23 protein-coding genes and 3 tRNA genes are annotated in these 26,649 nt (G+C 71.9%); 13 read left to right on the forward strand and 13 right to left on the reverse strand.

What is annotated here, in order from left to right; genetic code table 11:
- Positions 1–125: 125 nt before the first annotated feature.
- Positions 126–2,807: an ATP-binding protein gene (locus FNV62_RS43080; RefSeq protein ID WP_144316052.1), complete on the forward strand. Its 2,682-nt coding sequence runs from the start codon at positions 126–128 to the stop codon at positions 2,805–2,807.
- A 48-nt stretch (positions 2,808–2,855) separates the two neighbouring features.
- Here the strand turns inward: FNV62_RS43080 and pcaD are convergent, their stop codons facing one another.
- From pcaD to FNV62_RS43115, 7 genes are read right to left on the reverse strand one after another with little or no spacing between them, the layout of a single operon-like run.
- Complete coding sequence (gene pcaD / locus FNV62_RS43085) at positions 2,856–3,992, reverse strand: 3-oxoadipate enol-lactonase (RefSeq protein WP_144316053.1); 1,137 nt, start codon at positions 3,990–3,992, stop codon at positions 2,856–2,858.
- On the reverse strand, positions 3,989–5,338 hold the full coding sequence (pcaB, locus tag FNV62_RS43090; protein WP_144316054.1) for a 3-carboxy-cis,cis-muconate cycloisomerase: 1,350 nt from the start codon (positions 5,336–5,338) through the stop codon (positions 3,989–3,991). Before pcaB ends, pcaD begins: the two co-directional genes overlap by 4 nt.
- Entirely contained in the window at positions 5,335–5,898 is a 564-nt protein-coding gene (gene pcaG / locus FNV62_RS43095) for a protocatechuate 3,4-dioxygenase subunit alpha (RefSeq protein ID WP_143610005.1), read from the reverse strand. The genes pcaB and pcaG overlap by 4 nt, the downstream gene beginning before the upstream one ends.
- 2 nt (positions 5,899–5,900) lie before the next feature.
- Positions 5,901–6,671, reverse strand: a complete 771-nt coding sequence (pcaH, locus tag FNV62_RS43100; protein WP_060900686.1) for a protocatechuate 3,4-dioxygenase subunit beta — start codon at positions 6,669–6,671, stop codon at positions 5,901–5,903.
- A 10-nt stretch (positions 6,672–6,681) separates the two neighbouring features.
- Positions 6,682–7,884: a thiolase family protein gene (locus FNV62_RS43105; protein WP_144316055.1), complete on the reverse strand. Its 1,203-nt coding sequence runs from the start codon at positions 7,882–7,884 to the stop codon at positions 6,682–6,684.
- On the reverse strand, positions 7,881–8,540 hold the full coding sequence (locus tag FNV62_RS43110; protein ID WP_144316056.1) for a CoA transferase subunit B: 660 nt from the start codon (positions 8,538–8,540) through the stop codon (positions 7,881–7,883). The genes FNV62_RS43105 and FNV62_RS43110 overlap by 4 nt, the downstream gene beginning before the upstream one ends.
- Entirely contained in the window at positions 8,540–9,295 is a 756-nt protein-coding gene (locus tag FNV62_RS43115; RefSeq protein ID WP_097287254.1) for a CoA transferase subunit A, read from the reverse strand. The genes FNV62_RS43110 and FNV62_RS43115 overlap by 1 nt, the downstream gene beginning before the upstream one ends.
- Positions 9,296–9,516: 221 nt before the next feature.
- Between FNV62_RS43115 and FNV62_RS43120 the strand changes: the two genes are divergently transcribed.
- The 4 genes from FNV62_RS43120 (at position 9,517) to FNV62_RS43135 (ending at position 14,260) form a co-directional block, all read left to right on the forward strand.
- Positions 9,517–10,020 (forward strand): MarR family winged helix-turn-helix transcriptional regulator, encoded by a 504-nt coding sequence (locus tag FNV62_RS43120; RefSeq protein ID WP_143656295.1) that lies wholly within the window; start codon positions 9,517–9,519, stop codon positions 10,018–10,020.
- A gap of 89 nt (positions 10,021–10,109) precedes the next feature.
- The gene (locus tag FNV62_RS43125) at positions 10,110–11,597 is read left to right on the forward strand and encodes a hypothetical protein (RefSeq protein WP_144316057.1); all 1,488 of its coding nucleotides are present in this window, start codon (positions 10,110–10,112) and stop codon (positions 11,595–11,597) included.
- A gap of 168 nt (positions 11,598–11,765) precedes the next feature.
- On the forward strand, positions 11,766–13,025 hold the full coding sequence (locus FNV62_RS43130; protein ID WP_144316058.1) for an AAA family ATPase: 1,260 nt from the start codon (positions 11,766–11,768) through the stop codon (positions 13,023–13,025).
- Positions 13,022–14,260, forward strand: coding sequence for a DUF2201 family putative metallopeptidase (locus tag FNV62_RS43135; protein ID WP_144316059.1), 1,239 nt, complete (start codon positions 13,022–13,024; stop codon positions 14,258–14,260). Before FNV62_RS43130 ends, FNV62_RS43135 begins: the two co-directional genes overlap by 4 nt.
- 83 nt (positions 14,261–14,343) lie before the next feature.
- Here the strand turns inward: FNV62_RS43135 and FNV62_RS43140 are convergent, their stop codons facing one another.
- From FNV62_RS43140 to FNV62_RS43155, 4 genes are all read right to left on the reverse strand, one after another.
- On the reverse strand, positions 14,344–15,339 hold the full coding sequence (locus FNV62_RS43140) for a DUF3048 domain-containing protein (protein ID WP_240363704.1): 996 nt from the start codon (positions 15,337–15,339) through the stop codon (positions 14,344–14,346).
- Positions 15,340–15,494: 155 nt separating this feature from the next.
- The gene (locus FNV62_RS43145) at positions 15,495–16,565 is read right to left on the reverse strand and encodes an ATP-dependent DNA ligase (RefSeq protein WP_060897319.1); all 1,071 of its coding nucleotides are present in this window, start codon (positions 16,563–16,565) and stop codon (positions 15,495–15,497) included.
- A gap of 1,127 nt (positions 16,566–17,692) precedes the next feature.
- Positions 17,693–18,673 (reverse strand): threonine/serine dehydratase, encoded by a 981-nt coding sequence (locus tag FNV62_RS43150; RefSeq protein ID WP_144316060.1) that lies wholly within the window; start codon positions 18,671–18,673, stop codon positions 17,693–17,695.
- Between the two features lie 157 nt (positions 18,674–18,830).
- On the reverse strand, positions 18,831–19,160 hold the full coding sequence (locus FNV62_RS43155; RefSeq protein ID WP_144316061.1) for a hypothetical protein: 330 nt from the start codon (positions 19,158–19,160) through the stop codon (positions 18,831–18,833).
- 141 nt (positions 19,161–19,301) lie between these two features.
- On the opposite strand from FNV62_RS43155, the gene ligD reads away from it, so the two are divergent.
- Both ligD and FNV62_RS43165 read left to right on the forward strand, forming a co-directional pair.
- Positions 19,302–20,318 carry a non-homologous end-joining DNA ligase gene (ligD, locus tag FNV62_RS43160; protein ID WP_060897322.1) on the forward strand — a complete coding sequence of 339 codons (1,017 nt, stop codon included), beginning with the start codon at positions 19,302–19,304 and terminating at the stop codon, positions 20,316–20,318.
- A 156-nt stretch (positions 20,319–20,474) separates the two neighbouring features.
- Positions 20,475–21,512 carry a LacI family DNA-binding transcriptional regulator gene (locus FNV62_RS43165; protein WP_054228071.1) on the forward strand — a complete coding sequence of 346 codons (1,038 nt, stop codon included), beginning with the start codon at positions 20,475–20,477 and terminating at the stop codon, positions 21,510–21,512.
- Positions 21,513–21,574: 62 nt separating this feature from the next.
- Here FNV62_RS43165 and FNV62_RS43170 read toward each other — a convergent pair whose 3' ends face one another.
- Together FNV62_RS43170 and FNV62_RS43175 are read right to left on the reverse strand one after the other, a co-directional pair.
- Positions 21,575–22,240, reverse strand: a complete 666-nt coding sequence (locus FNV62_RS43170) for a TetR/AcrR family transcriptional regulator (RefSeq protein ID WP_144316563.1) — start codon at positions 22,238–22,240, stop codon at positions 21,575–21,577.
- A 192-nt stretch (positions 22,241–22,432) separates the two neighbouring features.
- A complete protein-coding gene (locus tag FNV62_RS43175; protein ID WP_143603722.1) occupies positions 22,433–23,224 on the reverse strand; it encodes a VOC family protein in 792 nt (263 codons plus the stop codon).
- A 233-nt stretch (positions 23,225–23,457) separates the two neighbouring features.
- On the opposite strand from FNV62_RS43175, the gene FNV62_RS43180 reads away from it, so the two are divergent.
- The 6 genes from FNV62_RS43180 to FNV62_RS43205 all read left to right on the forward strand — a co-directional run bounded on the left by FNV62_RS43180 (position 23,458) and on the right by FNV62_RS43205 (position 26,633).
- The gene (locus FNV62_RS43180) at positions 23,458–23,706 is read left to right on the forward strand and encodes a WhiB family transcriptional regulator (RefSeq protein WP_177324188.1); all 249 of its coding nucleotides are present in this window, start codon (positions 23,458–23,460) and stop codon (positions 23,704–23,706) included.
- A 95-nt stretch (positions 23,707–23,801) separates the two neighbouring features.
- A tRNA-Ala gene (locus FNV62_RS43185) sits at positions 23,802–23,873 on the forward strand.
- A gap of 40 nt (positions 23,874–23,913) precedes the next feature.
- Positions 23,914–23,985, forward strand: a tRNA-Glu gene (locus FNV62_RS43190).
- A 28-nt stretch (positions 23,986–24,013) separates the two neighbouring features.
- Positions 24,014–25,351, forward strand: a complete 1,338-nt coding sequence (locus FNV62_RS43195; RefSeq protein ID WP_144316062.1) for an SDR family NAD(P)-dependent oxidoreductase — start codon at positions 24,014–24,016, stop codon at positions 25,349–25,351.
- Positions 25,345–26,568: a ribonuclease inhibitor gene (locus tag FNV62_RS43200; protein ID WP_144316063.1), complete on the forward strand. Its 1,224-nt coding sequence runs from the start codon at positions 25,345–25,347 to the stop codon at positions 26,566–26,568. Before FNV62_RS43195 ends, FNV62_RS43200 begins: the two co-directional genes overlap by 7 nt.
- Positions 26,557–26,633: transfer RNA gene (locus FNV62_RS43205), tRNA-Trp, on the forward strand. The genes FNV62_RS43200 and FNV62_RS43205 overlap by 12 nt, the downstream gene beginning before the upstream one ends.
- Positions 26,634–26,649 lie beyond the last annotated feature (16 nt).

The following is a 26,649-nucleotide window of genomic DNA, read 5'->3' on the forward strand; positions in this document are numbered from 1 at the left end:
GTCGCCTGCGGACACCTCCCGTCACCCGTCTCGGCAACAGGTGCGCCGACGGGCCGCCACATCGGCTTCCGGACGGCTAGGCTCGATGTCTGTACGTCGTACGGGCGACCTGGGGAGGTAGCGGCATGACGGAGGCACGGCCGGGACCGGCCGCCTCGTCTTCCCTGTGGGAGCGCGAGGCGGAGATCGCCGACGTGGTGGAGGCCGTCAAGGCCCTTCGCGCGGACGCCTCGTCCTCCGGCAGTCTGCTGGTGTTCAGCGGCGAGGCGGGCATCGGCAAGACCGCGCTGCTCGCCGAGGCGCGCCGGATCGCGGAGGCCCACGGCTGCACGGTGTGGTCGGCCCGCGGCGGCGAGACCGTCACCTCCGTTCCCTTCAACGTCATACGGCAACTCCTCCAGCCCGCCATCGTCTCGCTGATGCCCGAAGAGGCCCGCGAATACCTGGGCGACTGGTACGACATCGCCGGACCCGCGCTCGGCATCGCCGAACCGGGCGACCGCCAGGCCGACCCGCAGGGCGTGTGCGACGGACTGGTCGCGGCGGCGCGGCGGCTGGCCAAGCGCGAGTGGCCCCTCGTCCTGATCCTCGACGACGCGCACTGGGCCGACCAGGAGACCCTGCAGTGGCTGGTCGCGTTCGCCGAGCGCCTCGACGACCTGCCCGTCCTCGTCGTGGTCGCCCGCAGGCCGGGTGACGTCAGCGGTGAGCGGGCCCGCCAGCTGGAGGCCGTCGCTGCCGCGGCCCGACCGGTCCTCACGCTCAGCGCGCTGACACCCGACGCCACCGCCGGACTGACCCGCGCCACGCTCGGGGAGCACGCGGACGCCCCGTTCTGCCGCGAGGTGTGGGCGGTCACCGGCGGCAACCCGTACGAGACCGTCGAACTGCTCGCCAAGGTGCAGGACAGCGAGCTGGAACCGGTCGAGGCCTCGGCCGCCGAACTGCGCGCCCTGAACCGCTCGGCACGCGGTCGCGGACTCGTCGCCCGCCTCGAAGGACTCGGCATCGACGCCACCCGCTTCGCCTGGGCGGCCGCGATCCTCGGCACCGGGATCTCCCTCGACCTCGCCGCCCAGCTCGCCGGGATGCAGTGCGACGAGGCCGTGCGCTGCGCCGAACTGCTCGGCGCGGCCCGCATCCTCACCCCGACCGAACCCGCGAGCCGTGAACTGACCAGCGGTGAGCTGGAGTTCGTACACCCTCTCATCGCCAGCGCCGTCTACCGCTCGATCCCCGACGCGCTGCGCACCGCGATGCACGGTCAGGCCGCCTGGGCGGTCACCGAATCGGGCCGCGGAGCCGCTGCCGCCTCCCGCCACCTCCTCGAAGTGCACCCGGACGACGACCCCGAACTCGTCGAGCAGATGCGCGAGGCCGCCCGCGAACACCTCGCCGTCGGCGCGCCCGAAGCGGCCAGGCGCTGCCTGGAGCGCGCCCTGGCGGAACCCCCGCTTCCGGAGGTTCATGCGCGCGTGCTCTACGAACTGGGCTGCGCCACCCTCCTGACCGCTCCCGCCACCACGATCAGCCATCTGCGCACCGCGCTCGACCAGTCCGGCCTCGAGGGCGATCTGCGCGTGGACGCCGTCTTCCGCCTCTCCCAGGCCCTGGTCCACAACGACCAGCTGGACGAGGCCGTCCGCACGGTCGACGCGGAGGCCGCCCGGCTCGACGCGGGCCCCGCCCGGATGCGGCTTCAGGCCGTCCACTACATGTGGCAGGGCATCCATGCGGGCGAGGACCACCTTCCGGGACGCTCCCGAAGCCTCGCCGAACTCGTCAAGACCTGCACCGGACGCGACAACTCCGAGCGCGCCCTGCTGATACTGCGCGGCTTCGACGCGATGACCCGCGGCGAGAGCGCGGAGGAGGTCGTGGAACTCTGCGACCGCGCCCTCGTCAACGGCCGCCTCGCGCCCGGACTCGGCTGGACCGACACCGAGTGGGGCATCGAACTCCTCATGATGCTGGGCAGTTCGTACGCCTACGCGGACCGGCTCGACCGGGCCGAGAGCCTCTTCTCCGAGGCGCTGCGCTCCTACACGAGCGCCGGATGGAGCGGCGGCCACCTCGCCCTGGCGCACGCCTTCCTCGGTCTCGCCCACCGCAGGCGGGGCCGGCTCCGGGACGCCGAGACCACCCTGCGCGAGTCGCTGCGCATCGCCGAGCGGGTCGGACGCGGGCTGCCCCTGTACTGGTCCGCCACCTGCGGCCTCGTCGACACACTGCTCGCCCGCGGTGACGTCCAGGAGGCCTGGGCGATCGCCGAGCAGTACGGCTTCGCACCGCCGTACCCGTCCACCATCGTGCTGCCCGACACCCGTTCCGTACGCGGACGGCTGCTGCTCGCCGTCGGCCGCGTCAAGGACGGCATCAACGAACTCGAGGCCGCCGAGAAGGCCGCCGCGGCGCGCGGCCACCACAACACGGTGATGGCGCCCTGGGCGCTCGACCTCGCCCGCGCGCTCGCCTCGGACGACCCGGCTCGCGCCGCCGCACTGGCCTCCGACGCCCGCCGCCAGGCCGAGCGCTTCGGCACGGACACCGCGATCGGTGAGGCACTGCGCTGCGCGGCGGCCCTCGAATCGGGCCAGCGTGCGGTACGCCTGGCCGCCCAGGCCGTCACCTACCTGGAGGCCTCGCCCTGCCAGTACGAACACGCGGCGGCCCGCGTCGAGTACGGCATCGCGTCGCGCTCGGTCTCGGAGCTCGGTAAGGGTCTGACGCTGGCGCGCTCGTGCGGGGCGGACGGGCTGGTGGCGAGGGCGGAGGAGGTCCTGGCGACAGGGCGAGGGCTGAGGTAGCCGCCAGGCCGTGCGTGAGGACGAGGTGTCCGGAGCGGACGGGCAGGGTCACCCTGTGGCGCCGTCGTCGCCTTCTTCCTCGGCGAGCACCCGCTGAGCCGTAGCGAACGCCGAGTTCGCCGCCGGGACACCGCAGTACACGGCCGTCTGCAGCAGTACGGCGCCGATCTCCTCCGGGGTCAGCCCGTTGCGGCGCGCCGCCCGGACGTGCATGGCCAGCTCGTCGTAGTGACCGTGTGCGGCCAGCGCGGTCAGGGTGATCATGCTGCGTTCGCGACGTGAGAGCGTCGGGTCGGTCCAGATCTCGCCCCAGGCGTAGCGCGAGATGAAGTCCTGGAAGCGGGCGGTGAAGGGGGTCTGCCGGGCCTGGGCCCGGTCCACATGGGCGTCGCCCAGCACCTCGCGCCGCACCTCCATGCCCCGCTCGGCGCCCCCGTCGAAGTGGGCCCGCAACGCCGTCAGGACCGCCGCCGGACACTGCGCGGGCGCCAGGTGCGAGGCTCCCGGGAGCTCGACGAGCGTGGCGCTCGCCACCGCGTCGGCGATCTCCCGCAGATGGGCGGGCGGCGTCGCCGGGTCCTGGCGGCCCGCGATCAGCAGGGTGGGCACGGAGATCTCGGGGAGCCGGTCGCGCAGGTCGAAGGCGGCCAGCGCGTCACAGCAGGCGGCGTACGCCTCCGGGTCCGCGTTCCGGTGGTCCTCGATCAACCGCGGCACGGTGAAACCGGGCGTGAACCAACGGGAGTTCGCGTTCTCGGCGAGCGCGGCCAGCCCCTCCCGGCGTACCAGCTCGGCACGCTCCTCCCACGGCTTGGAGCCGTTGAAGTGCGCCGAGGAGCAGATGACGGCGAGGGACGTCACACGCTCCGGGTGGTGGACGGCGAGGTGCAGACCGACCGCGCCGCCGAGCGAGACGCCCGCGTAGGCGAAGCGTTCGATGCCGAGCGAGTCGGCGAGGCCGAGGACCAGGGCGGCGAGGTCGCCGACGGTGGCTCCCGGTCCGATCAGGTCCGGCGCCGACCCTCCGTGTCCCGGCAGATCCCAGCGAACCACCCGGTGGGTGGCGGACAGCTCGGGCGCGACCTTGTCCCACAGGGCGTGGGAGGTGCCGAGCGAGGGCCCGAGGAGCAAGGGGGGAGCGCTCTCGGGGCCCTCGGCGCGGTGGTTGAGCAGGGTGCGGGTCACGTTCGCTCCAGAGCACGGTCGGTGAGGGCTCCCGCGGAGCCCGTGTAGCGGGTGGGGTCGGTGAGTTCCACGAGGTCGAGCTCCTTGAGCTCCGGCTCCTCGTCGAGTACGTCCGCGAGGGGCCGTCTCTCGGCGACGGCCCGCTCGGCGGCCCGGGTCAGCAGCTCCTTGGCGCGGGCCCGCCCGAGCACCGGAGCGAGCTCGACGGCCAGGCGCTCGGAGACGATCAACCCATGGGTGAGGGCGAGGTGATCGCGCATGGCGTCCGCGTTCACCCGGAGCCCCTCGACCAGCTCGGCGGCGTTCCGGGCGATGCCCGCGACCAGCCTCAGCAGCTCGCGCAACGGCTCCCACTCGGCGTGCCAGGCACCGGCCGGCCGCTCGTCCTCGGCGACCATCGACCCGTAGAGCGTGGCGGCGAGCCCCGGCGCGCGGCGCGCGGAGGCGGCGATCACGGTGGCCGTCACCGGGTTGGCCTTGTGCGGCATCGCGGACGACCCGCCACCGCTTCCCTCCGCGACCTCGGCGATCTCCGTGCGGGAGAGGGTGAGCACATCGGCCGCCATCTTCCCGAGGGCCCCGGCCGTGAAGGCCAGGCCGCCGGCCAGGTCGCCGATCGGTGTCCGCAGGGTGTGCCAGGGCAACGCCGGTTCCGCGAGCCCGAGTTCACCGGCGTACGCCGCCACGAGCGCGCCCGGATCCTCGGCACCGAAGGCCGCGAAGGCGGCCAACGTGCCGGCGGCACCGCCCAGTTGGGCCGGGAGCCGGATCACCGAGAGCCGGTCCCGCGCGTCCAGCGCGAGCGACCGCCACCCCGCCGCCTTCAGCCCGAAGGTCGTCGGTACGGCGTGCTGGGTGAGGGTCCGCCCCGGCATCACCGTGTTCCGGTGCGCGGCGGTGAGTCGGGCCAGGGCCCGCGCCGTCCGCTCGAGATCCGCCAGGACCAGGTCCAGCGTGCGACGGGCGACCAGCATCAGCGCCGTGTCCAGGATGTCCTGGCTGGTCGCGCCCCGGTGGACGTAGGGCCCGTACTCCTTGCCGACCGCCGCTGTCAGATCCGCGACCAGCGGAATCACCGGATTGCCGCCTCCTCGGGCGCGCAGCGCGATCGACCTGACGTCGAGGTCCGCCGCCGCCACGGCGGACACCGCCGACGCCGCCGCGTCCGGCGCGAGCCCGAGTCCCGCCTGAGCGCGGGTCAGGGCCGCCTCCGCGTCGAGGAGCGCCGCCAGCAGCGCGCCGTCCGAGGTCGCGGACGCCGCCGGGGAGCCCGCCCACCCGGGGGCGAGCAGCCCGGCATCGGACTCGGCATCGGACTCGGAACGGACCGGGCCGGCAGCTGTCACTGGAACTCCAGGAAGACCGTTTCGCCTTCGCCCTGAAGGCGGATGTCGAAACGGTACGTCCGGTTCGCGCCCTCGGCCGCGATCAGCGTGGCGCGCCGGTCGGCAGGGAGCGAGTCGAGCAGCGGGTCGGCGCCGTCGGCGAGGTACGCGCGGGTGAAGAGGTGGTGCACCAGACCGCGCGCGAACACACACACGCTGATGTACGGAAGCCCGGCGTTGCCCGGCGGCAGGGTGTGCAGCGCGTACCGACCGTCGGCGTCCGTGGCGACCCGGCCGAAGCCCGTGAAGTCGACGCCGTTGCGGCCGAGGAAGCCGCCCGTCGACGGGTCGCGGCGCAGGGAACCGGGGGCACCCTCGAGGGAGCCGTCGGGCGCCGCCTGCCAGAAGTCCAGGAGGGCGTCCGGGATCACCTCGCCGGCGCCGTCGAGCACGTACCCGTGCAGGGTGATCGCCTCGGGGTGGCCCTGCGGTGCGACCTGACCGCCGTCGGGGAAGGGCAGCGCGTGCCCGTAGAAGGGGCCGATGGTGTGGGACGGGGTGGGGAGCAACCGCTCGGTCATGCTCAACGGCCTTCCTCGATCCAGGTGGCGGAGGGACCGTCGAGGACGATGTCCCACTCGTAGCCCATGGAGAACTCGGGCCGGGAGAGATCGTGCTGGTAGGTGGCGATCAGGCGGTCGCGGGCCGCCCGGTCCGTCACGGACTGCAGGATCGGGTCGTAGCGGAACAGCGGGTCGCTCGGGAAGTACATCTGGGTGATCAGCCGCTGGGTGAACGCCGTACCGAAGACCGAGAAGTGGATGTGCGCGGGCCGCCACGCGTTCGTGTGGTTTCCCCACGGGTAGGGGCCCGGCTTGATCGTGGTGAACCTGTAGCGGCCCTGATCATCCGTCAGGGTCCGCCCGACACCGGTGAAGTTGGGGTCGAGCGGCGCCGGGTGCTGCTCGCGCAGATGGGCGTATCGACCGGCGGCGTTGGCCTGCCAGATCTCGATGAGCTGACCGCGCACGGGACGTCCGTCGCGGTCGAGCAGCCGGCCCGAGACGGTCATGCGTTCGCCGAGCGGCTCGCCCCGGTGCTGGATGGTCAGGTCGCTGTCGTGCTCGGTGATGTCGGTGACGCCGAACACCGGACCCGACAGCTCGACCGTCTCCGGGTCACCGCCGTCGACGGCGACCAGCGGCTGCTTGGGGTGGCGCAGCAGGGAGCTGCGGTACGGGGGGTAGTCGCGCGACGGGTGGTGGCGAACCGGTGCTCCGCCGGCGACCGCCTTGTCGTACGCGTCCTGGAGATCCTTGATCTCGACGTCGATGTCCGACTGGGTGAGGGCCATGGTCGACTTCCTATCGTTCGAGGACGAGGGCGAGGCCCTGGCCGACGCCGATGCAGAGGGTGGCGACACCAACTCCTGTTCCCTTGCGGGCGAGTTGGTGGGCGACGGTGCCGGCGAGGCGGGCGCCGGAGGCGCCGAGGGGGTGGCCGAGGGCGATCGCGCCGCCGTGGGGGTTGAGGACCTGGGGGTCGAACTCGGGCCATTCGGCCACACACCCGAGGACCTGCGCGGCGAAGGCCTCGTTCAGTTCGAGCACGTCGAGATCGGCGAAGTTCTTGCCGGCTTTGGCCAGGGCGCGGGTGACGGCTTCGACGGGGGCGAGTCCGAAGTACTGGGGGTCGGTCGCGGAGACGCCGGTGGCTCGGATGCGGGCGAGGGGTTCGCGGCCGGTGGCCTTCAGTCCTTCCTCGTCGGTGAGGAGGAGGGCGGCGGCGCCGTCGTTGAGGGGGGAGGCGTTGCCCGCGGTGACGGTGCCGTTCTCGGTGCGGAAGGACGGTTTGAGCCTGGCCATGGCGGTGGGGGAGGTGTCGGGGCGGACGGATTCGTCGGCGGCGAAGATGACCGGGTCGCCCTTGCGCTGGGGGATCGGCACGGGGGTGAGTTCGGGCTCGAACAGATTCCCGGCCTGGGCCTTCGCGGCTTTGCGGTGGCTGGCGAGGGCGTATTCGTCCTGCTGCTCGCGGCTGATCTTGTGTTTGTCGGCGATGAGTTCGGCGGACTCGCCGAGCGGGATGGTCCACTGGGGGTCCATCCTCGGGTTGACCATGCGCCAGCCGAGGGTGGTGGAGTACAGCTGGGTGTGTCCGGCGGGGAAGGGCCGGTCGTTCTTGGGCAGGACGTAGGGGGCGCGGGTCATGGACTCCACGCCGCCGGCCAGGGCGATGTGGGCGTCGCCGACGGCGATGGCGCGGGCGGCCTGGATGACGGCTTCGAGTCCGGAGGCGCACAGCCGGTTGACGCTCACGCCCGGCACCGAGGTGGGCAGCCCGGCGAGCAGGGCGGCCATGCGGGCGACGTTGCGGTTCTCCTCGCCGGCGCCGTTGGCGTTGCCGAGGTAGACGTCCTCGATCCGGGCGGGGTCCAGGTCCGGGGTGCGGGCGAGGAGTTCTCGGATGGCGTGGGCGGCGAGGTCGTCCGGGCGGACGGACGCGAGGCCTCCGTTGTACTTGCCGATGGGGGTGCGGACCGCATCGACGATGTAGACGTCCTTCACGGTTGGGTCTCCTCGGTGGGTTCGGCTGCGACACGGACCTTCGCGGCGGTCTTGGCCACGATCTCTCCGGCCGTGACGCCGGGTGCGGTCTCGATGAGCATCAGCCCGTCGTCGGTGACGTCGAGGACGCCGAGGTCGGTGATGATCCGGTTGACGCACGCCTTGCCGGTGAGCGGCAGCGCGCACTCCTGAAGGATCTTCGCCGAGCCGTCCTTGGCGGTGTGGGTCATGACGACGATGACGGTGCGGGCGCCGTGGACGAGGTCCATCGCCCCGCCGATCCCGGTGATCATTTTCCCGGGGATGGCCCAGTTCGCCAGGTCGCCGCCCGCGGAGACCTGCATCGCGCCGAGCACGGCCACGTCGATGTGGCCGCCCCGGATCATCGAGAAGGACAGCGCCGAGTCGAAGAAGGAGGCGCCCGGCAGGACCGTCACGGTCTCCTTGCCGGCGTTGATGAGGTCCGGGTCGACCTGGTCCTCGGTGGGGTAGGGGCCGGTGCCCAGGATCCCGTTCTCGGACTCCAGGATCACCTCGACGCCGGCCGGGAGGTGGTTGGGGATCAGCGTCGGCAGCCCGATGCCGAGATTGACGTACTGCCCGTCCTGGAGTTCGCGTGCCGCACGGGCCGCCATCTCCTCACGACTCCAGGCCATCAGCCGCTCACCGTCCGCTTCTCGATCATCTTCGCGGCGGCCTGCTCGGGAGTGAGGGCCACCACCCGCTGTACGAAGATCCCCGGCAGATGCACCGCGTCCGGGTCGATCCCGCCGGGCTCGACCAGCTCCTCCACCTCGGCGATCGTCACCCTGCCCGCCATCGCCGCGAGGGGGTTGAAGTTCCGGGTGGACCTGCTGAAGACGAGGTTGCCGTGCCGGTCGCCCTTCGCGGCCCTCACCAGCGCGAAGTCGGTGCGGATGCCGCGCTCCAGCACGTACTCGGTGCCGTCGAACTCGCGCACCTCCTTCGGCGGCGAGGCCAGCGCCACCCCGCCGGAGCCGTCGTAGCGCCAGGGCAGCCCGCCGTCCGCGACCTGCGTGCCCACCCCGGCCGGGGTGTAGAAGGCGGGGATCCCCGCACCACCCGCACGCAACCGCTCCGCGAGCGTGCCCTGGGGGATCATCTCCACCTCCAGCTCGCCCGCCAGATACTGCCGCGCGAACTCCTTGTTCGCCCCGATGTAGGAGCCGGTCACCCGCGCGATCCGCCCGGCGGACAGCAGCACCGCGAGCCCGGACTCCATCGCCCCGCAGTTGTTGGACACCACGCCCAGACCGCCGACTCCGCGCTCGTACAGCGCCTCGATCAGCACGTTCGGCACACCGCTCAGCCCGAAACCGCCGACCGCCAGGGTCGCGCCGTCCGGCACATCGGCCACCGCCTCCAGGGCCGTGGCGACCACCTTGTCCATCCGTGAAGCCCCATCTCTTCCAAGCGTCCAGGCCCTCAATTACTCAGGGCACTGATTATTTCTGCGAGGTTTCACTCACGCTGCCACCAGCGGCCCGTGTCGTCAAGAGTTTCATGAAATCGTTGGGTGTACGGCCGTGAGCGTGCTGGTACGCATACCGGTGATGCGCGGTATCGTTCAGTGCACCAACGAAATGACGGACTCACCCAGGGGGAGCGCGCATGGCCGCGGTGGACCTCACCACCCACCCCGGGCACCTCGCCCGGCGACTCCAGCAGGCCCACTATCTGCTGTGGAACACGATGGTCTCCGAGGAGATCACCTCACCGCAGTTCGCGGTCCTGAACGCGCTGATCGCGGAGCCGGGACTGGATCAGCGCACGGTGGGGGAGCGGGTGGGCCTGGACCGGTCGACCATCGCCGAGGTCATCAGCCGGCTCAGTCGACGGGGCCTGCTCGACAAGGTGCGCGATCCACAGGACGGCCGCCGCTTCCTGCTGCGCCTCACCGACGAGGGGACGCGTACGCACCGCAAGCTGACCGTGCGCACGGCGCGTATGAACCAGGTCTTCCTGGCCCCGCTCTCCGCCGAGGAGCAGACCGTCTTCTTCGACCTCATCCAGCGTGTCTCGGACGCCGCAGAGGGGCTGCGCTACCCGACGGAACCCCCCACCACGCAACGCCGGACGGTCCTTCACCGGGCGACGCCAGGGGAAAACATCTGACAGATCACGGTCAGGAGCGCTAGGCTCCCCGCGATGATGACTCACTCTGTCGGCAGAATGGGGGTCCCGTCCGCGCAAGGTGAGTGCTGATGCTCACTCAGACCGCGAATGGGGATTCCCGCCTTTCCTTCTGGCTGCCCGTGCGAGAGTTCGCCGTGCCGCCCGCCATGATCGAGACTGCGACCGCCCGCCGCCGTGCCGGGGACTGGGCGGGGGCATGCGCCGCCGCAGGCATCGATGTCGATCTCAATCTGCGTTCCGTGGCGCGTACTTACGGCCACGACCTCGCCGCTCGGGTCCGGGCCGATCTCCGCCATCTGGCTCCCGACCTGCTGCGCTGGCACATGCCGAGGATCGCCCCGCACGGGTTGCTGCGCCCGGGGCTGACCATCGCCCTGGCCCGGTACGACACCCAAGGGCGTGACGGCGTAGGTCCGGTGCACCTCGTCGTGCGGACTCCACCGGCCTGGGCGGACGGCGGTCAGCGGATCAGCCTCGCCGTGTGGGCCGCACCGCACGTCGGACCCCGCGTCGGATCTCACGTCGGATCTCACGACCGATCCCACTCCGAGGCCGGTGTCCGCCGGCATCCGCACCCCCGTCCCAGCCGCCGCTTCCGCCTCGACCTGCACCGCCATCTTTGGGACGCGCGCAGGACCGATGAGCTGCGCGTGCGGTCCGGGGCCGACCTGGTGCCCGCCGACGGTCGCCCCGAGAACCCGGATCCGCCGGGAATCGTGCCGCGGGAGCGCGGGTGTGCCGTGGATCGCTGGGCGGCCGAGGCGGAGATTCTGCTCCGGGCCCAGGGGCGGACGGCCGGTACCGTCGCCGTGCGGCTCGGGGCCCGGGACCGGCTGGTCCTGGACGTGGTCGCGGACAGGGACGGTGTCGGGCCGCCGGGTGTGCGGATCGCGGCGGCGCCCACGGACGGCAGTGTCTCCGCGCTGCCCGTCCTGCCCGACGCGGCCACCTGGCTGCTGCCCGACCTGGAACTGATCCGCACCGGTTCGATCGAGGTCGATCGGCTGCATCCGCTGGTCGCCTCGGCACTGGTACCGGATCATTCGCCGACCGCTTCCTGCCGGGCGCCGGAGCATGGCCCGGCCGGTCCCTCCCGGACACCGGGCGGGGCCGGGCAGCCGCGCCTCGTGGACTGCCGGGGAGCCCAGCACCGTATCGGCCTGGTCGACGGGGTACTGGCGCCGCTGGACCACGACCCGGCCGAGATCCGCCGGGAGGAACTGCTGGTCGCGCTGACCGGTACGCCGCTTCCCTGCCTGCGGGCCATCGACGAGGCGCACCGTCGTCCGGACTGCCTCACCGGGGTCCGCGAACGCCTGATCCATGGCGACACCGCCGGTGCGCTGGACGTCGTCGAGGGCCTGCTGGGTCCGGACGCGGTGCTGCGCAGCGGCCCACTACGGGACGAGCTCGAAGCGGCCGCGCTACGGCGGATCACGTACGGCCTGTTCAGAGCGGGTATGACCGGCCCCGGCCCCGGATCCGGCCGCCTGCTCCCAGGCCTCGACCGCCCCCGTTGGCACCGAGCGCACCCGCGCCACACGGCCGCTCGCTGACCCGGGGACTTCCGTCGCCCTGCGCCCACCTGGCCGCCAAGCACACCCACCAAGCACACCCACCAAGCACACCCACCGAGCACCCCGCCCAAGCGCCCACCAAGCGCCCATTGAGCACCCACCAAGCACCCACCCACTCGTTCCACCACGAACCAAAGGTGATGAAATATGCCCACATGTATACCGTTCGTTGCGACCGACACTCCTGCCGACCCGGCCACCGCCTCCCAGATCGACGTAGCCGGCGCGTTGCTGGCGCTGCTGCGTGACGCCGGCACCGAACCGCGCCCTGACATCCAGCTGGAGGCACTGACGCTGGCCGTGGCCGCCGACCTGCCCGTGCTCCTGTGGGGTGAGCCGGGGATCGGCAAGACCGCGGCCCTGACCCAGCTGGCCGCGGCGCTGGACCTTCCGCTGACCACCGTGATCGCCAGCGTGCACGAGCCGTCCGACTTCTCGGGACTGCCCATCGTCGGCGACGACCCCGCGCAGCAGGGTGTCCCGATGGCCCCGCCGGACTGGGCGGTGCGACTGGTACGGGCCGGCCGCGGCCTGCTGTTCCTGGACGAGCTGTCGACCGCGCCACCGGCCGTCCAGGCCGCCCTGCTCCGCCTCGTCCTGGAGCGGCGGATCGGCGCCCTCCAACTGCCGCCCGAGGTACGGATCGTGGCTGCCGCCAATCCGCGGTCCTCGGCTGCCGACGGCTGGGAGCTGAGCCCGCCGCTGGCCAACCGGTTCGTGCATCTTCAGTGGACGCACGACCACGAGGTCGTGGTGCGCGGCCTCGGGGGGACATGGCCGCGGGCGACACTGCCCCGGCTCGACCCGGAGCGCTTGCCGGAGGCCGTGGACTTCGCCCGCCGCGCGGTGTGCGGGCTCCTCTCCGCCCGCCCCGGACTCGTGCACCGGCTGCCCAGCAACGAAACGCGCCGGGGCGGCCCCTGGCCGTCACCCCGAAGCTGGGAGATGACCCTGGGCCTCGTCGCCTTCGCCACCGCGGCCGGCTCCTCCCGGGAGGTGCTTTCCCTGCTGGTCAGGGGCACGGTGGGAGACGGTCCTGGGCTGGAACTGCTGGCAAGCCTGGACCGGATGGACCTCCCGGACCCCGAGACGCTGCTCGCCGACCCGGCGGGTGCCGACCTGCCCGAGCGGGGGGACCTCCGCCAAGCCGTGCTCGACGGTGTGGTGGCCGCGGTCCGCGGGCGTCCGGAGAGGTCCCGTTGGGACGCTGCATGGGCGCTCCTGGTGCGGGCGCTGGAGACCGGAGCCCCGGACCTGGTGGTCGTTCCGGCGACCACCCTCGCCTCGCTGCGCCAGGAGGACTGGGACGTTCCGGCAGCGATCGAGCGGCTTGCCGGCGCGGTGTCCCTGTCCCGGCGGGCGGACCGGGCGGCGGTCCGGACCGCCGCCGCGAAGGGCGGACGATGACCGCGCCCGCACCGGGGACACTGGACCTCGACAAGCTCTTCGCCGCCCGGCTGCACGCCGCCCGGGTCCGGCCCTACCTGGCCACGGCGCTGTTCGCCCTGCACACCGTGGAGTCGCGGCGCGTGCCGACGATGGCCGTCGACCGGCACTGGCGCTGCTACGCCTCGCCGACGTTCGTGGACCGGACCCCGGTGGAGGAACTGGCCGGGGTGTGGGTGCACGAGGTGTCGCACCTCCTGCGCGACCACCACGGGCGCGGGGACAGGGTCGCGCGGGAGCGCGGACTGACCGGCCCGGGGGAACGGCTGCGGATGAACATCGCCGCGGACTGCGAGATCAACGACGACGCGTTCGGCGACGGCCTGCTCCGGCCCGAAGGCGCCGTCACGCCACGGTTCTTGAAGCTGCCCGAGGGACAGCTCATGGAGGACTACCTGGGCCAGTTCCGCCTCGGGGCGCTCACCCAGAGCCTGGCCTGGCTGGACTGCGGAAGCGGCGCCGACGGACTCGAACGGGAGTGGGACCTCGGCCCGGACGGCGCGCACGGCCTCAGCCCGCAGGAACGGGACGCGGTCCGGTTCCGGGTGGCGCAGGGCATCACCGCCCGTCCGGGAGACACCCCGAACGGGTGGCGGCGGTGGGCGGACGAAGCGTTCCATCCGCCGCAGCCCTGGCGGGAGTTGCTGGGCGCGGCGGTCCGCTCGGCGGCCTCCAGCTCCGGCGTGGGCGAGGACTACACGTACGGCCGGCCGTCGCGGCGCTCGGCCGGGGTACCAGGCGCCGTGCTGCCGAGCCTGCGACGCAGGCCGCCACGGGTCTGCGTCGTCATCGACACCTCCGGGTCGGTCAGTGACGCCGAACTGGGCAGCGCGCTCCTCGAGGTCACCGCCATCTCCCGTGCCGTGGGCGGCCGCCGCGACCTGGTCACCGTGGTGCCCTGCGACGCGGCGGCCCCGATCGCGCACGCGCTGTGCCGTGCCGAGGGAGTACCGCTGGTGGGTGGCGGGGGTACGGACCTGCGCACGGGCTTCGCCAAGGCGCTCCGGGCGCGGCCCCGACCGGACGTCGTCGTGGTCCTGACGGACGGGCAGACCCCGTGGCCGGACCGGCCACCGTGCCGGACGGTGGTGGGTCTGTTCCCCCGGGAGCCGGCAGCCGGGTCGGGGGCCGAGGACGATCCCGACTACGCACCGGACGCACCGCCCGCGTGGGCACGGGTGGTGGTCATCGGGTAACCCCGACGACCCCGACAAGCTCGACGAGCCCGACAAGTCCCGTCGCCCGCCGCGGTCACGGTTTCGTCGCCATGGCTACGTCGTCATGCCTTGGCGAAGACCACCCACACCTGCCCCTTCGCGAAGTTCATCGGCGCGCCGTCGGCGGTCGTGAAGTCGGTGCCGCCGCCGGCGGTCGGGCGCTTCCAGTCGACGTCGAAGACCTTGCCGTCGCGCAGCACCTTCGCCGTCCCCGAGCCCACCGTCTCCGTGTACGGCGTGTTGTTGCCGAGGAAGTCGTGGTACTTGGAGTTGCGCACCTTCACGTACTGCACGACCACGGTCGCGGGCGACACCCGCTTCCCGTCCGTCGTCACCGTCGGTGTCCCGTCCATCGACACCAGCCAGCGGTGCTTGCTCGCCGACCAGGCGAAGGTGAAGCTGGCCGCGGGGAAGCGCACCGTGCGCGAGGTCTCCGGGCTGCCGCCCGCCGGGGCGGCACCGAAGTGGAACCCGGTGGTGAGGGCGGCGGCCCCCGGCGCGGACTGCATGAGCTGCTTCGGGTGCAGGAAGAGGTTGTGGGGGGCCACCTTGGAGGCACTGCGGTAATACGCGCTGGAGCCCTCATCGGCCGACACCGCATGCACGGGTGCCTTGGCGATGACCGGCAGCAACTTGTGCTGGGCACCCGAGAAGGCGAGCGTCGGCCTGTCGAACTGGCGCAGCAGCTCCAGGTCCGACTCGCGCGCACTGCGCACCGGCCCGACGGCGCTGGGCAGCTTGCTCGCGTAGATGGCCATCAGCCGGCTCAGACCGCCCTCGACCTGCTCCGCGTAGACGACGTCCGCCGCGTCGAGACCCGTCTGAGGGCGTGCCGCGCTCACATTGTCGATCTTCACGGCGAGTACGGGACCGGCGGTACTGGAGGGGCTCTGGGTCGGCGCCGTCTCCTGCCCTTGGCTGCGGCTCGGCGCCGGGGCGCGTCCGTCGTCGGTGGCGCTGCTGCCCGAGGAACAGCCCGTCACCAGAGAGCCCGCCGCGGCGACGGTCAGCAGCGCCGCCGTCATCGCGCCGCACCGCGTCCGCGCCATCTGTCGCATGCTCAACGTGCCACCCTGTCCCGTGCCATCGATTGTGCGCTCATGGGTTCATCGGTGGCCATACCCGCTCACTTCTGTTCGTGTGCGCCGAGTAGGGCCGATCAGCCCACTTGTTGGACCGATCGGGCCGCAGGTCGGTTGTGCGGGTGACCGCGTCAGTTCTGCGGGCCGAGGATCTCCGTGAGGTCGTACCCGACGGGCTCGTCCAACTGGCTGTACGTGCAGCTCTCCGCGGTCCGGTCCGGGCGCCAGCGGCGGAAGCGGGCCGTGTGACGGAATCGCACGCCGTTCTCCATGTGGTCGTACGCCACCTCCGCCACCCGCTCGGGCCGTAGCGGCACCCAGGAGAAGTCCTTCTTCGTCGACCACCGGCTGGGCGCGCCCGGCAGCCGCGCGGACTCGTGCGCCGACTCCTGCGACCAGGCCGCCCAGGGATGCCGCTCGACGTCCTCCATGCGCAGCGGCTCCAGCTCCTCCACCAGCTGTGCCCGCTGTTTCATCGGGAAGGCGGCGCTCACCCCCACGTGCTGGAGGGTGCCCCCGTCGTCGTACAGACCGAGCAGCAGGGAACCGACGACGGGCCCGCTCTTGTGGAGGCGGTACCCCGCGACGACGACGTCCGCGGTGCGCTCGTGCTTGATCTTGAACATGGCCCGCTCGTCCTGCCGGTAGCGCAGGTTGAGCGGTTTGGCGATGACCCCGTCGAGGCCCGCGCCCTCGTACTGCTCGAACCACCGCTCCGCCACCTCGCGGTCCGTGGTCGCCGGTGCCACGTGAACCGGGGCCGTCACCCCGGACAGCGCCATCGTCAGCAGGGCCCGCCGGTCGCCGAGGGCCACGTCGAGCAGCGACTCGTCGGCCAGTGCCAGCAGGTCGAAGGCCACGAAGGAGGCGGGAGTCTTCTCCGCCAGCATCCGCACCCGGGAGTCCGCGGGATGGATGCGCTCGGTGAGCGCGTCGAAGTCGAGCCGGCCCTCCCTGGCGATCACGATCTCGCCGTCCATCACACAGCGCTCCGGCAGCCGCTCCCGCAACGCCGCCACCAGCTCGGGGAAGTACCTGGTCAGCGTCTTGCCGGTACGACTGCCGAGCTCGACCTCGTCGCCGTCGCGGAACACGATCGCGCGGAACCCGTCCCACTTCGCCTCGTACTGCATGTCCGGCGGGATCTTCGCCACGGACTTGGCGAGCATCGGCTTCACGGGCGGCATCACCGGCAGATCCATGCTTCGACTCTACGAGTCGTCCATGGTGTCCGCACGCTGCGCCGTTTGACCGCCGGGGTCCCGCTGGCCTGGACTTTTGTCGCCGCCTGCCAGCAGAACCGTGAGTCTCGGCGTCCTCGTCACCGGCGGCGGCAAGAACCTCACCGGATACCGTCGCGAGGACCTCGAAGCCGCCATGACCGCCGAGCTCCTCAACGCCCGGTAGAGGGGGAGGACTCCACAACCCCCGCTACGAGACCCCCTTCTCCTGGCCACCCCTACCCAGCGAGTGGATCAAGAGGGGGGTCTCTACGGCCATGGACCCCCAGGAAGAGTCTTCTGGCGCCCGCCACAGCTCCACCCACTTAGTGGTGGCAGTACTGCCGTTCGGCCCGGGAGAACCCGTCGCCGAAGCCATCGCTGTAGCCGCGGTAGTAGTCGCCGTTGGAGCGGCCGTATCCATACCCGCCGCGGTCCTTGTGGCAGTCGTGTCTGGCATCGTTATAGCCATCCCGGAAGCCGTCCCTGTAGCCCCGGCGGTACTCACTCTGATTTGAAACGGCTGTAGGCGCACTCGCGTGGGTCTCGCTCGGCGTGGCCGCCGAAGCCTGCTGCAGGCCAACCGGAGCGAGGGCGAGAATGAGGGTCGAGCTCAAGACGACGGATCGCTTCCAATGACTGGCGTTCACGGCCTTACCCCTCAGTCACATAGGCCAAATGCGGTCATTACTACTCTAATCACCCTGATGGACCTTGCAACTTGCCGCATGCCAGCGTCAGCAGTACCGTCCAGCACCTCGACTCCCCCAACGGGTCCCTGCCGCATCGTGGAGGGCATGGAGTCGCAGATCACCCGCCACGGCAACCTCACCGCCCAGCAGGCCGCCCGGCAGTCGGCGTCACCCTCCGAGGGCGTGCGCCTCCTCGTCCGCCGCGGCGGACATCCCCCCACGTGTCACGTGACACCCACACCGCGTACACGCGGCCCCGGCACCGCGCATGACGCCCCCTCAGCAACAGCACGTCCTTGGGGTCATGCACGCACGGAGAGCCGCCGTAGCTGCCCCGCTCGTCGCGGCAACCGTCGGCTTCCCCGACGACACCCGCCTCGACTTCCCCCCATCCCCGTGAACGCCGCAGTGCAATTGTCAAGACGCGTGGAGGGGAGCCGCGCCGACCCAGCGGTGGTAGGCGTCTACGTCGACGTTGCTGCCGCACACGATGGTGACGACGTGTCGGCCGGCGAAGCGGTCGCGGTCCTCGAGGATCGCCGCGATGCCGAGCGCGGCCGAAGGTTCGACGACGAGGCCGGCGTGGTCGAGGAGCATCCGCATACCGGCGATGATCGACGCCTCCTGGACCAGGACGGCGTCGTCGGCGACAAGGAGGAGGTCGTCCAGGACGGCCGGGATGGGATGCCGGCCGGCGACGCCGTCAGCGATGGTGTCGGTCGAATCGGTGGTGACGACACGCCGCCTGCGCCACGAGTGTGTCATCGCCGGCGCGCCCAGCGGCTGGACACAGATCACCTCGACTTCGGGTGCCAGTGCCTTCACCACATGACCCACGCCGGTGGCCAGCGCCCCACCGCCGAGAGCAATCAGGACGGTGTCGAACGACGGTGCGGTGCCCACCAGTTCCAGGCCGATGGTCGCCGCGCCCTCGCAGGTCTCGATGTCCAGGCTGTCTTCGACCAGCCGGATGCCGTCGTACCGTGCGATGGCCGCCGCCCGCTCGCGAGCCAGCTCGTGGTCGCCGTCCACCAGCTCCAACCCGGCACCCAATGCGCGGATGCGATCAAGCTTGGCCCGGGTCGCGAAGCGGGATGCCACGACGGTGACGTCGAGCCCCCGGCCGCGACCGGACCACGCGAGGGCTTGGCCGAGGTTGCCCGCACTCGCACACACCACGGCCCGCGAGGCATGGTCGGCCAGCAGGCTCGCGACTACCTCGGTGCCGCGGGCCTTGAAGCTGCGGACCGGGTTCGCCGTTTCGAGCTTGATGCTCACCGTGCACCCGAGGCCGGGCTCCAGCGCCTCGCAGCGGTACAGCGGAGTGTCGAGAAAGACCGGGTCGATCACCCGGCGGGCCGCACGGATCCGGGCAGTGTCGAGACGCGTCTCCTGCACGGCACAGCAGCGTAGCGCCACCGGCGCTGGGCCCATGAGCGACTGTCGGGAGTCGCAGGTCGGTTGAGGTGCGTCACGCTGCGACGGGTTCCTCGGGGTGTTCGACGGGGCCCCTTGGTCGTTGCAGTCGTGCACGGGCTCACGCGCCCCCTGTCTCTCACGGCCGTGCCTGATCAGCCACAGCGTCGGCAGGACAGTACGTGGCAGGCCCCGCGGCCACCGTGTCGGTCTCGATCACGGACGACCTCAGCAGGCGACCAACCGCGAGCTGCACCTTCTTGAGAGGCGCTGCGGGTGAGGCGTCAGCGTTGTATCCAGGGTTGTCGCTCGCGTACGCGGCTTTGGTGCAGTATGCGGCGAGGTTCTTCTGCGCCGCCTTGAGCTTCGTCGCGGCGGAGTCCCGCGTTGCCGCGAGGCCGCGGAGCGCCTCGTCCTCGCGTTTCGCGTACGCCTCCAGGTGCTTGATCGTCGCCTCGTGCGACTTCACCCACGGGTCGGAGACGCCCTTCGACCCCTTGAGGTCCGCGACCTTGTTGTAAGGCTGGATGAGGAGCGTTTCGATTCTGCGGCGACACGACGCCTTTCGCCCGGTGTGCGAGCTGTGCGGGCTGGGCCTACCGTGGCTCGCATGGCCGATGCGGTGGAACTCGACGCAGCCGGGAGGACCGTACGTCTGTCCAGCCCGGGCAGGATCTTCTTCCCGGAGCGCGGCTTCACGAAGCTGGACCTCGCCCAGTACTACCTGTCCGTCGGCGAGGGCATCCTGCGTGCCCTGCGCAACCGCCCCACCACCCTGGAGCGGTACCCGGAGGGCGTCACGGGCGAGAGCTTCTTCCAGAAGCGGGCGCCCAAGAACATGCCCGAGTGGATCCCGACCGCGCACATCACCTTCCCCAGCGGGCGCACCGCCGACGAGATGTGCCCCACCGAGGTCGCGGCCGTGGTGTGGGCCGCGCAGTACGGCACCCTCACCTTCCACCCGTGGCCGGTGCGCCGCGACGACGTCGACCACCCCGACGAGCTCCGCATCGACCTCGACCCACAGCCCGGCACGGACTACGACGACGCCGTGCGCGCCGCCCATGAGCTGCGCGAGGTCCTGCACGAGTACGGCGATCTGCGCGGCTGGCCCAAGACGTCCGGCGGCCGAGGGCTGCATGTCTTCGTCCCGATCGCGCCGCGCTGGACCTTCACCCAGGTCCGCCGGGCCGCGATCGCCGCCGGGCGCGAACTCGAACGCCGGATGCCCGACCAGGTGACCACCGCCTGGTGGAAGGAGGAACGCGGCGAGAAGATCTTCGTCGACTACAACCAGACCGCGCGGGACCGCACGATCGCCTCCGCCTATTCGGTACGGCCCCGCCCGCACGCCCCCGTCTCCGCGCCCCTGCGCTGGGACGAGGTGGCCGAAGCGCGTCCTCGGGACTTCGACCTGGCGACCATGCCCAAGCGCTTCGCCGAACTCGGCGATGTGCACGCCGACATGGACGACCACGCCTTCTCCCTCGAAGCGCTCCTGGAGCTGGCCAGCCGCGACGAACACGACCACGGTCTCGGGGACCTGCCGTATCCCCCGGAGTACCCGAAGATGCCGGGCGAGCCCAAACGGGTACAACCGAGCCGAGCCAAGCGCGAGGACGGCTAGGGCCTGTCCGGCGGATCAAGTCGGCGGTCCCGCGGCGGCGCGGTGGACGTCGGTAGGCAGTCCCGCGGTGCCGCGGTGGACGTCGTCAGGGGAGCGCTCTCAACGCGTGCTGCCCAGGGCTATCCTTCTTGGCAACCGCCGAGGAGGAGCCCTGAGGTGACCGAGACAGCGTCGCGCCCCACGCTGGAGGCCGTGGCCGCGCGAGCCGGGGTCTCACGGGCCACCGCCTCGCGTGTCGTCAACGGCGGTGACGGAGTGCGCGAACCGCTCGTCGAGCGGGTAAGGCGGGCCGTCGAGGAGCTCGGTTACGTCCCCAACCAGGCCGCCCGAAGCCTGGTCACCCGGCGCCACGACGCCGTCGCCGTCGTCATCGCCGAACCGGAGACAAGGGTCTTCGCCGACCCCTTCTTCGCCCTCCAGCTCCGCGGCATCAGCAAGGAGCTGACCGCGCACGACTCGCAGCTCGTCCTGCTGCTCACCGAGGGCCGCGACGACCACGCGCGTGTCGGCCGGTATCTCGCCGGCGGCCATGTCGACGGCGCGCTCGTCTTCTCCCTGCACCTCGACGACCCGCTGCCGGAGCTGATCCACGGCGCGGGCGTGCCGACCGTGTTCGGTGGGCGACCCGGCTGGGGCGACGGCGCGCGGCGGGCCGTCTACGTCGACAGCGACAACCGGGGCGGCGCCCGCGAGGCCGTACGCCATCTCGTCGGACTCGGCCGCACCCGCGTCGCGCACATCACCGGCGCCCTCGACCAGACCTCCGCCGTCGACCGGCTCGACGGCTTCCGGGACGTCATGGGCGACGCCGATCCGGGCCTCGTCGTCGAGGGCGACTTCACGCCCGCGGGCGGCGAACGTGCGATGCGGGAGTTGCTGGAGCGCTGCCCGGATGTCGACGCGGTGTTCGCGGCGAACGACCTGACGGCCTCGGGAGCCCTGCGGGTGCTGCGCGAGCGGGGGCGGCGGGTGCCGGACGACGTCGCGGTGATCGGGTTCGACGACATGCTGCCGGTCGCCGAACAGACGGACCCACCGCTCACGACGGTCCGTCAGGACATAGAGGAAATGGGCCGGTTGATGGCCCGACTGCTGCTGCGGGACCTCGATCGCCGGGCGGGCAAGCAGGGGGCGGACGATGGCCCGGCCGGCGTGGTGCTGCCGACGACGTTGGTGCGGCGGGTTTCCGCGTAGGACCGTCCCCGTGGTGCGTCCGCCCGCTCCGGTTCGCCTCCGTTCGCTTCCGTCTGCTTCCTTCAGTCCCGGTGCGGCCCCAAGTTGCCGAGGAACGTGCCGAGTTGGGGCGGGGTGAGCGACGGCTCGGGTAGCGGGGCGGCGGTGGGGGAGGCGCGCAGTCCGTCGAGGAGGAGGGCGAGGGGACGGCGCCAGGCGTCCGGGGCGGTGCTCGTGAGGGCCGGGACGGCGCGGCCGAGTACGGCCAGCGCGACGAGGAGGTCCTCGGTGGTGAGATCGTCGCGGACCGTGCCCTGTTCGCGGCCGCGGCGCAGCAGCACCTCCACCGTCTCCCGGTTGTGGGCGTGCACGGAGTCGAGGGAGCGGACGCCCGCCAGATGGGTGGTCATCAGATCGTTGGCACCGCGGTCGGCGGCGAGGCCCTCGAAGACCTCTTCGACGTATCCCAGCAGACCCGCCCAGGCGTCCTCGGCGATCCGGGCCCGGTCTCCGGCGTCCATGGTCTGCGAGAGCGAGTCGCGGAAGACCGCGTCGACCAGCGCGGCGCGGCTGGGGAAGTGCCGGTACAGCGTGGCGTTTCCGACACCGGCCCGGCGTGCGATCACATCGAGCGGCGCGTCCAGGCCCTGCGCGGCGAACACCTCGCGAGCCGCCTCGACCAGCAGCTCTCGGTTGCGCCGTGCGTCGCGCCGCCGCACCGGATCGGGCCCGTTCACGTCGACCTTCATCATGTCGCCTCTCGGAAGTTCCGGGGAGTACTCCCCGGAACTGATGGTAGCGTCGAATCGAGAACTGGGGAGTGATCCCCGTTTTCCGGACGGAGCGGGGCGGGGCAGAACTGAATTCCCGGGCGGGGCAGGACTGAAGAGGGGGCCGGTGGGACGCGCGTGTCAGGAGTCCCACCGGCCTCGCTCGTACGCTCAGCCCTCTCGTGTCGCGCTCTTGATGACCGCGAAGCGCGCCCCGTACGGGTCGGCGAGCTTCGCCATGCGGCCGACGCCCTCCAGGTCCGTGGCGGGCATGCGGACCGTGCCGCCCAGCTCCTGGGCCTTGCTCACGGTGGCGTCCGTGTCGGTGACCTCGAAGTACGGCAGCCAGTACGCGCCCGACTGGGCCTCAGTCGGGTCGTCGGCCAGCGGGACGACGCCGCCGAACATGTCCGACTCCTCCGCCCCGGCCGGGTTGATACAGGTGTACGTGCCGCCGGGGAACGCAGCGGCCGAGGTCTCCCAGCCGAACACGGAGTTGTAGAACGCGGCGGCCGCCGGCTCGTCCGGGGTGTAGAGCTCGACCCAGCACAGCGAACCCGGGTCACCCGCCACGTCGATGCCCTTGGTCAGGGCCGGTTGCCAGATGCCGAAGGGCACACCCGCCTCGTCCCCGAGAATCGCCATGTGGCCCTGGCCCATGACATCCATGGGCTGGACGATCACACTGCCCCCGGCCTGCTCGACCGCCTTGGCCGTGGCCTGCGCGTCGGGAGTCTGGAAGTACACCGTCCAGGAGGGCGGTCCTTGTTCCTCGGTGGTCTGCATGCCGCCCGCGGCGGTCTTTCCGGCGAGCTGGAAGAAACCGTAGCCGCCGGCGTCGGGCCCTGCCGACTGGAACTGCCAGCCGAAGAGGCCGCCATAGAAGGATGAGGCGCCTTCGATGTCGGGGGTGCCGACGTCGAGCCAGTTCGGAGCGCCCGTGACAAAGCGGGTGGTGAGCATGTTGTGCCCTCCTCTGAAGGGTCCCGTTGCCTGTACCGCCGAGTCTGGCACCGCCCACTGACAATCGCGGCCAGGACTCCCGCCGCGGGCAGGAGAGACCATGATGATTACCCTGGGTGATCGGTTGTGTTTGTTTTGTTTTCATACTTTGCGGCGAGCCGCCTGGTATCTCGGAACAAGGCGTTGATCCCACGTTGATCGAACGTTTTTCGCCGCGCGGCACGATCCTCGTCATGCACACCGACACCATGACCCCGGCCGACTCCGCCTGGCAGGAGCAGGCGTTGTGCGCGCAGACCGGGGCCGACTTCTTCTTTCCCGAGCCGGGCAGCTCGGTGCGTGAGGCAAAGCGCATCTGCGGGATGTGCGAGATGCGCTCCGCCTGCCTCGAGTACGCGCTGAACAACGACGAACGCTTCGGCGTCTGGGGCGGCCTGTCCGAGAAGGAACGGCTCAGCCTCCGGCGAGCGGACCAGAACTGACCCCGACGACGCCGAAACCGGCCCCTGCGACGCCGGGCCCCGTCGTAATTCGGTGGGGCGATCCGGTGGCGCTGGCTAGGATCGGCGTGGCGCACCCGGGCGTAGAGCAGAGGCAGACTCGCCGCCTTGGCAAGGCGGATACGCCGGTTCGAATCCGGTCGTCCGGGCTGCGTCCGGCCGGGTGGACCTCGCGGCCGGGGACAGCGGGGTCCTGTAGAGCAGAGGCAGACTCGCCGCCCTCTCAAGGCGGATACGCCGGTTCGAATCCGGTCAGGACCACGGCGGCGCACACGCGGGGCGGGGACAGATGGGTGACGGCGGCGCGATCACACAGGACGAACTGGCGGCGTTCCACCGTACGGTCGGCAAGCTGCGGGCACTGCCCGTCGACGACCCGGTGAGGCTGCGCGCCGAACAGGTCGCCGCGTCCTTCGCGAGAGACGGGCGGGTGCGCAGGCGCAAGGTGCGCGGCGCCGAACTCTCCGCCGCCGACGCGGCCGTGATGGCCGCGACCGCGACGGGAGCGCTCGACCGGCGGGAGGACGCACCGCTCGCCCGTCCCGGCGGCGGCGGCGTCTTCGTGAAGCCCCGCTCCTGCTATGTCTGCAAGACGCCCTATCGACAGGTCGACGCCTTCTACCACCGGCTGTGCCCGGACTGCGCCGCCGACAACACCGCCCGGCGTGCGCTCACCACCGACCTGAGCGGCCGTCGAGCGCTGCTCACCGGAAGCCGGGTCAAGATCGGCTTCCAGCTGGCCCTGATGATGCTGCGCGACGGCGCCGAACTCCTCGTCACCAGCCGCTTTCCGCACGACACCATGCGTCGCTTCCGCGCCGAACCGGGCAGCGCGAAATGGCTGGACCGGCTGACGGTGCTGGCGGTGGATCTCCGTGATCCGCGCCAGGTGCTGGGGATCTGCGAGCAGTTGAGGCAGGAGGGCGAGCCCCTCGACATCCTGGTCAACAACGCCGCGCAGACGGTACGGCGGCCCGCCGCCTCGTACGCGCTGCTGGCCGCCGGGGAGCGCGCCGGACTGCCCGAAGGGGCCCGGGAGGCACCGGGGTTCACACCGATGCGGGCGCTGGCCGGTGGTGGCCCCGCGGCGCTCCCCGCGGCGCTGCGGGAGGCCGACGAGGCAGGGCTGCTGCCCGACCCCTCCCCGGAGAACTCCTGGTCGGCCCGGCTGGGCGCACTCGACCCGGCCGAGGTCCTGGAGACCCAGTTGGTCAACGCGCTCGCCCCGGCACTGCTCTGCGACCGACTGCTGCCCCTGCTGCTCGCCTCGCCCCACCCGCGGCGATATGTCGTCAACGTGACCGCCGTCGAGGGCCGCTTCGCCGTACGCAACAAGATGGCCGGCCATCCGCACACCAACATGGCCAAGGCCGCCCTCAACATGCTCACGCGCACCAGCGCCGCCGAACTCGCCGAACAGGGCGTGCACATGTGCGCCGTCGACACCGGCTGGATCACCGACGAGAACCCCGCTCCCAAGAAGGAGCGGATGGCGGGCGCGGGGTTCCGCACCCCCCTCGACATCGTGGACGGAGCGGCGCGGGTGTACGACCCGATCGTGCGGGGCGAGTCGGGCGCACCCGTGTCCGGGGTGTTCCTCAAGGACTACCGGGAGGCGGAATGGTGACCGGGCCGCAGCGCAAGCCGGACCCGCGGTTCGCGGGCGTACCGGCGGTCGTACCGCGCCCTCTGACCGAACTCGCCCCGCTGCTCGACTGGTTGCGCGACGGCCGTCCGGCCGGCGAGCGGCTGGACTTCACGGCCGGTACGGCGCTGCCCGACGGACGCCTCGACCTGTGCAAGCAGGGACTCGGAGCGCGGGGCGCGGCGCTGGTCGCCGAAGCCCTCTCCGAGATGTCCGGCGTCTCGGACAGGCCCTCTCCCGTACGGCATTTGCTGCTCGGCACCGACGGGCTCGGCGACGAGGGCGCGGTCGCGGTCGCCGCGCGTGCCGAGGTCGAGACGCTGTACCTCGGCTGCAACGGGATCACCGCGGGCGGCGCCTGCCGCATCGCCGACAACCTGCGCGCCTCGCCGCGGGTCGTCACGGGCGTCTGGCTCAAACGCAACCCGCTGGGCAGCGGGGGAGGGCGGGCCGCGGCCGAACTCGTCGAGGCCGCAAAGTCGTTGCGCACGCTGGACCTCGTGCAGACCGGGCTCGACGCGACGGGCGCCGTCGTCCTCGTCGACGCCCTCCTCACCGCGACGGAGAACGGCCGCCGCATCGAGCGGCTGTTCGTGGGCGGCAATCCGCTCGGCGCGGCGGGCGCGGTGCCGCTGGCCGCGCTCATCGCCGAGGGCGCGGTCGACGAACTCTACGTATCCGCGGCAGAGTTGGGCGACGCGGGGGCGCTGCGCCTCGCCGACGCGCTGGCGCGGGCACCGCACGGACGGCTCACCCGGCTCTCCGTCGCCAGCAACGGCATCGGGCCGAGCGCCGCCGCCCGGCTGGTGGCGGCGGCGACCGCGGCGGGGGTCACCCTGCTCGACCTCGGCCGGGTGCGGGCGGCCGCGGTGCTCGGCGCCGCAGACAACCGCCTCGACCTCGCGGCGGCCACCGACATCGCGCACACCCTCGCGAGCGCCGAACACCGCCTCACCCACCTCGTCCTCGCGCACACCGGCATGCGCAGCCGCGAGGCCCACCGTCTCCTCGACACCGCCCCGCGCGCCGCGACCGCGACCCGGTTCGTGCTGGGGCAGTCCATCGCGACCAGTGTGAAGCGGCGCCTGGACGCGCTCAGCGCGCACCTCCCGATGCCGTCGGTCCCGGCCGACGTCGCCGCCGTACGCAGCGTCCACCGCGTGGCGCCGCTACGCTCGGACTCAAGGGCGGGGCCGTAGCGCAGAGGCAGGCGCACCTGGTCTCCAAAACCGGAACACGCTGGTTCGAATCCAGCCGCCCCGCCCCCCTTCCCCACAGGG

The sequence above is a fragment of the Streptomyces sp. RLB3-17 genome (assembly GCF_007113425.2).
GTDB lineage: Bacteria > Actinomycetota > Actinomycetes > Streptomycetales > Streptomycetaceae > Streptomyces > Streptomyces mirabilis_D.

What these genes read in the sequence shown, in the direction of transcription:
- FNV62_RS43080 (WP_144316052.1), top strand. Translation starts at nt 126, where the DNA reads ATGACGGAGGCACGGCCGGGACCGGCCGCCTCGTCTTCCCTGTGGGAG.
- pcaG (WP_143610005.1), bottom strand. Translation starts at nt 5,898, where the DNA reads ATGACCGAGCGGTTGCTCCCCACCCCGTCCCACACCATCGGCCCCTTC.
- pcaH (WP_060900686.1), bottom strand. Translation starts at nt 6,671, where the DNA reads ATGGCCCTCACCCAGTCGGACATCGACGTCGAGATCAAGGATCTCCAG.
- FNV62_RS43110 (WP_144316056.1), bottom strand. Translation starts at nt 8,540, where the DNA reads ATGGCCTGGAGTCGTGAGGAGATGGCGGCCCGTGCGGCACGCGAACTC.
- FNV62_RS43115 (WP_097287254.1), bottom strand. Translation starts at nt 9,295, where the DNA reads ATGGACAAGGTGGTCGCCACGGCCCTGGAGGCGGTGGCCGATGTGCCG.
- FNV62_RS43120 (WP_143656295.1), top strand. Translation starts at nt 9,517, where the DNA reads ATGGCCGCGGTGGACCTCACCACCCACCCCGGGCACCTCGCCCGGCGA.
- FNV62_RS43125 (WP_144316057.1), top strand. Translation starts at nt 10,110, where the DNA reads ATGCTCACTCAGACCGCGAATGGGGATTCCCGCCTTTCCTTCTGGCTG.
- FNV62_RS43130 (WP_144316058.1), top strand. Translation starts at nt 11,766, where the DNA reads ATGCCCACATGTATACCGTTCGTTGCGACCGACACTCCTGCCGACCCG.
- FNV62_RS43135 (WP_144316059.1), top strand. Translation starts at nt 13,022, where the DNA reads ATGACCGCGCCCGCACCGGGGACACTGGACCTCGACAAGCTCTTCGCC.
- FNV62_RS43140 (WP_240363704.1), bottom strand. Translation starts at nt 15,339, where the DNA reads ATGCGACAGATGGCGCGGACGCGGTGCGGCGCGATGACGGCGGCGCTG.
- FNV62_RS43145 (WP_060897319.1), bottom strand. Translation starts at nt 16,565, where the DNA reads ATGGATCTGCCGGTGATGCCGCCCGTGAAGCCGATGCTCGCCAAGTCC.
- ligD (WP_060897322.1), top strand. Translation starts at nt 19,302, where the DNA reads ATGGCCGATGCGGTGGAACTCGACGCAGCCGGGAGGACCGTACGTCTG.
- FNV62_RS43170 (WP_144316563.1), bottom strand. Translation starts at nt 22,240, where the DNA reads ATGAAGGTCGACGTGAACGGGCCCGATCCGGTGCGGCGGCGCGACGCA.
- FNV62_RS43175 (WP_143603722.1), bottom strand. Translation starts at nt 23,224, where the DNA reads ATGCTCACCACCCGCTTTGTCACGGGCGCTCCGAACTGGCTCGACGTC.
- FNV62_RS43180 (WP_177324188.1), top strand. Translation starts at nt 23,458, where the DNA reads ATGCACACCGACACCATGACCCCGGCCGACTCCGCCTGGCAGGAGCAG.
- FNV62_RS43195 (WP_144316062.1), top strand. Translation starts at nt 24,014, where the DNA reads ATGGGTGACGGCGGCGCGATCACACAGGACGAACTGGCGGCGTTCCAC.
- FNV62_RS43200 (WP_144316063.1), top strand. Translation starts at nt 25,345, where the DNA reads ATGGTGACCGGGCCGCAGCGCAAGCCGGACCCGCGGTTCGCGGGCGTA.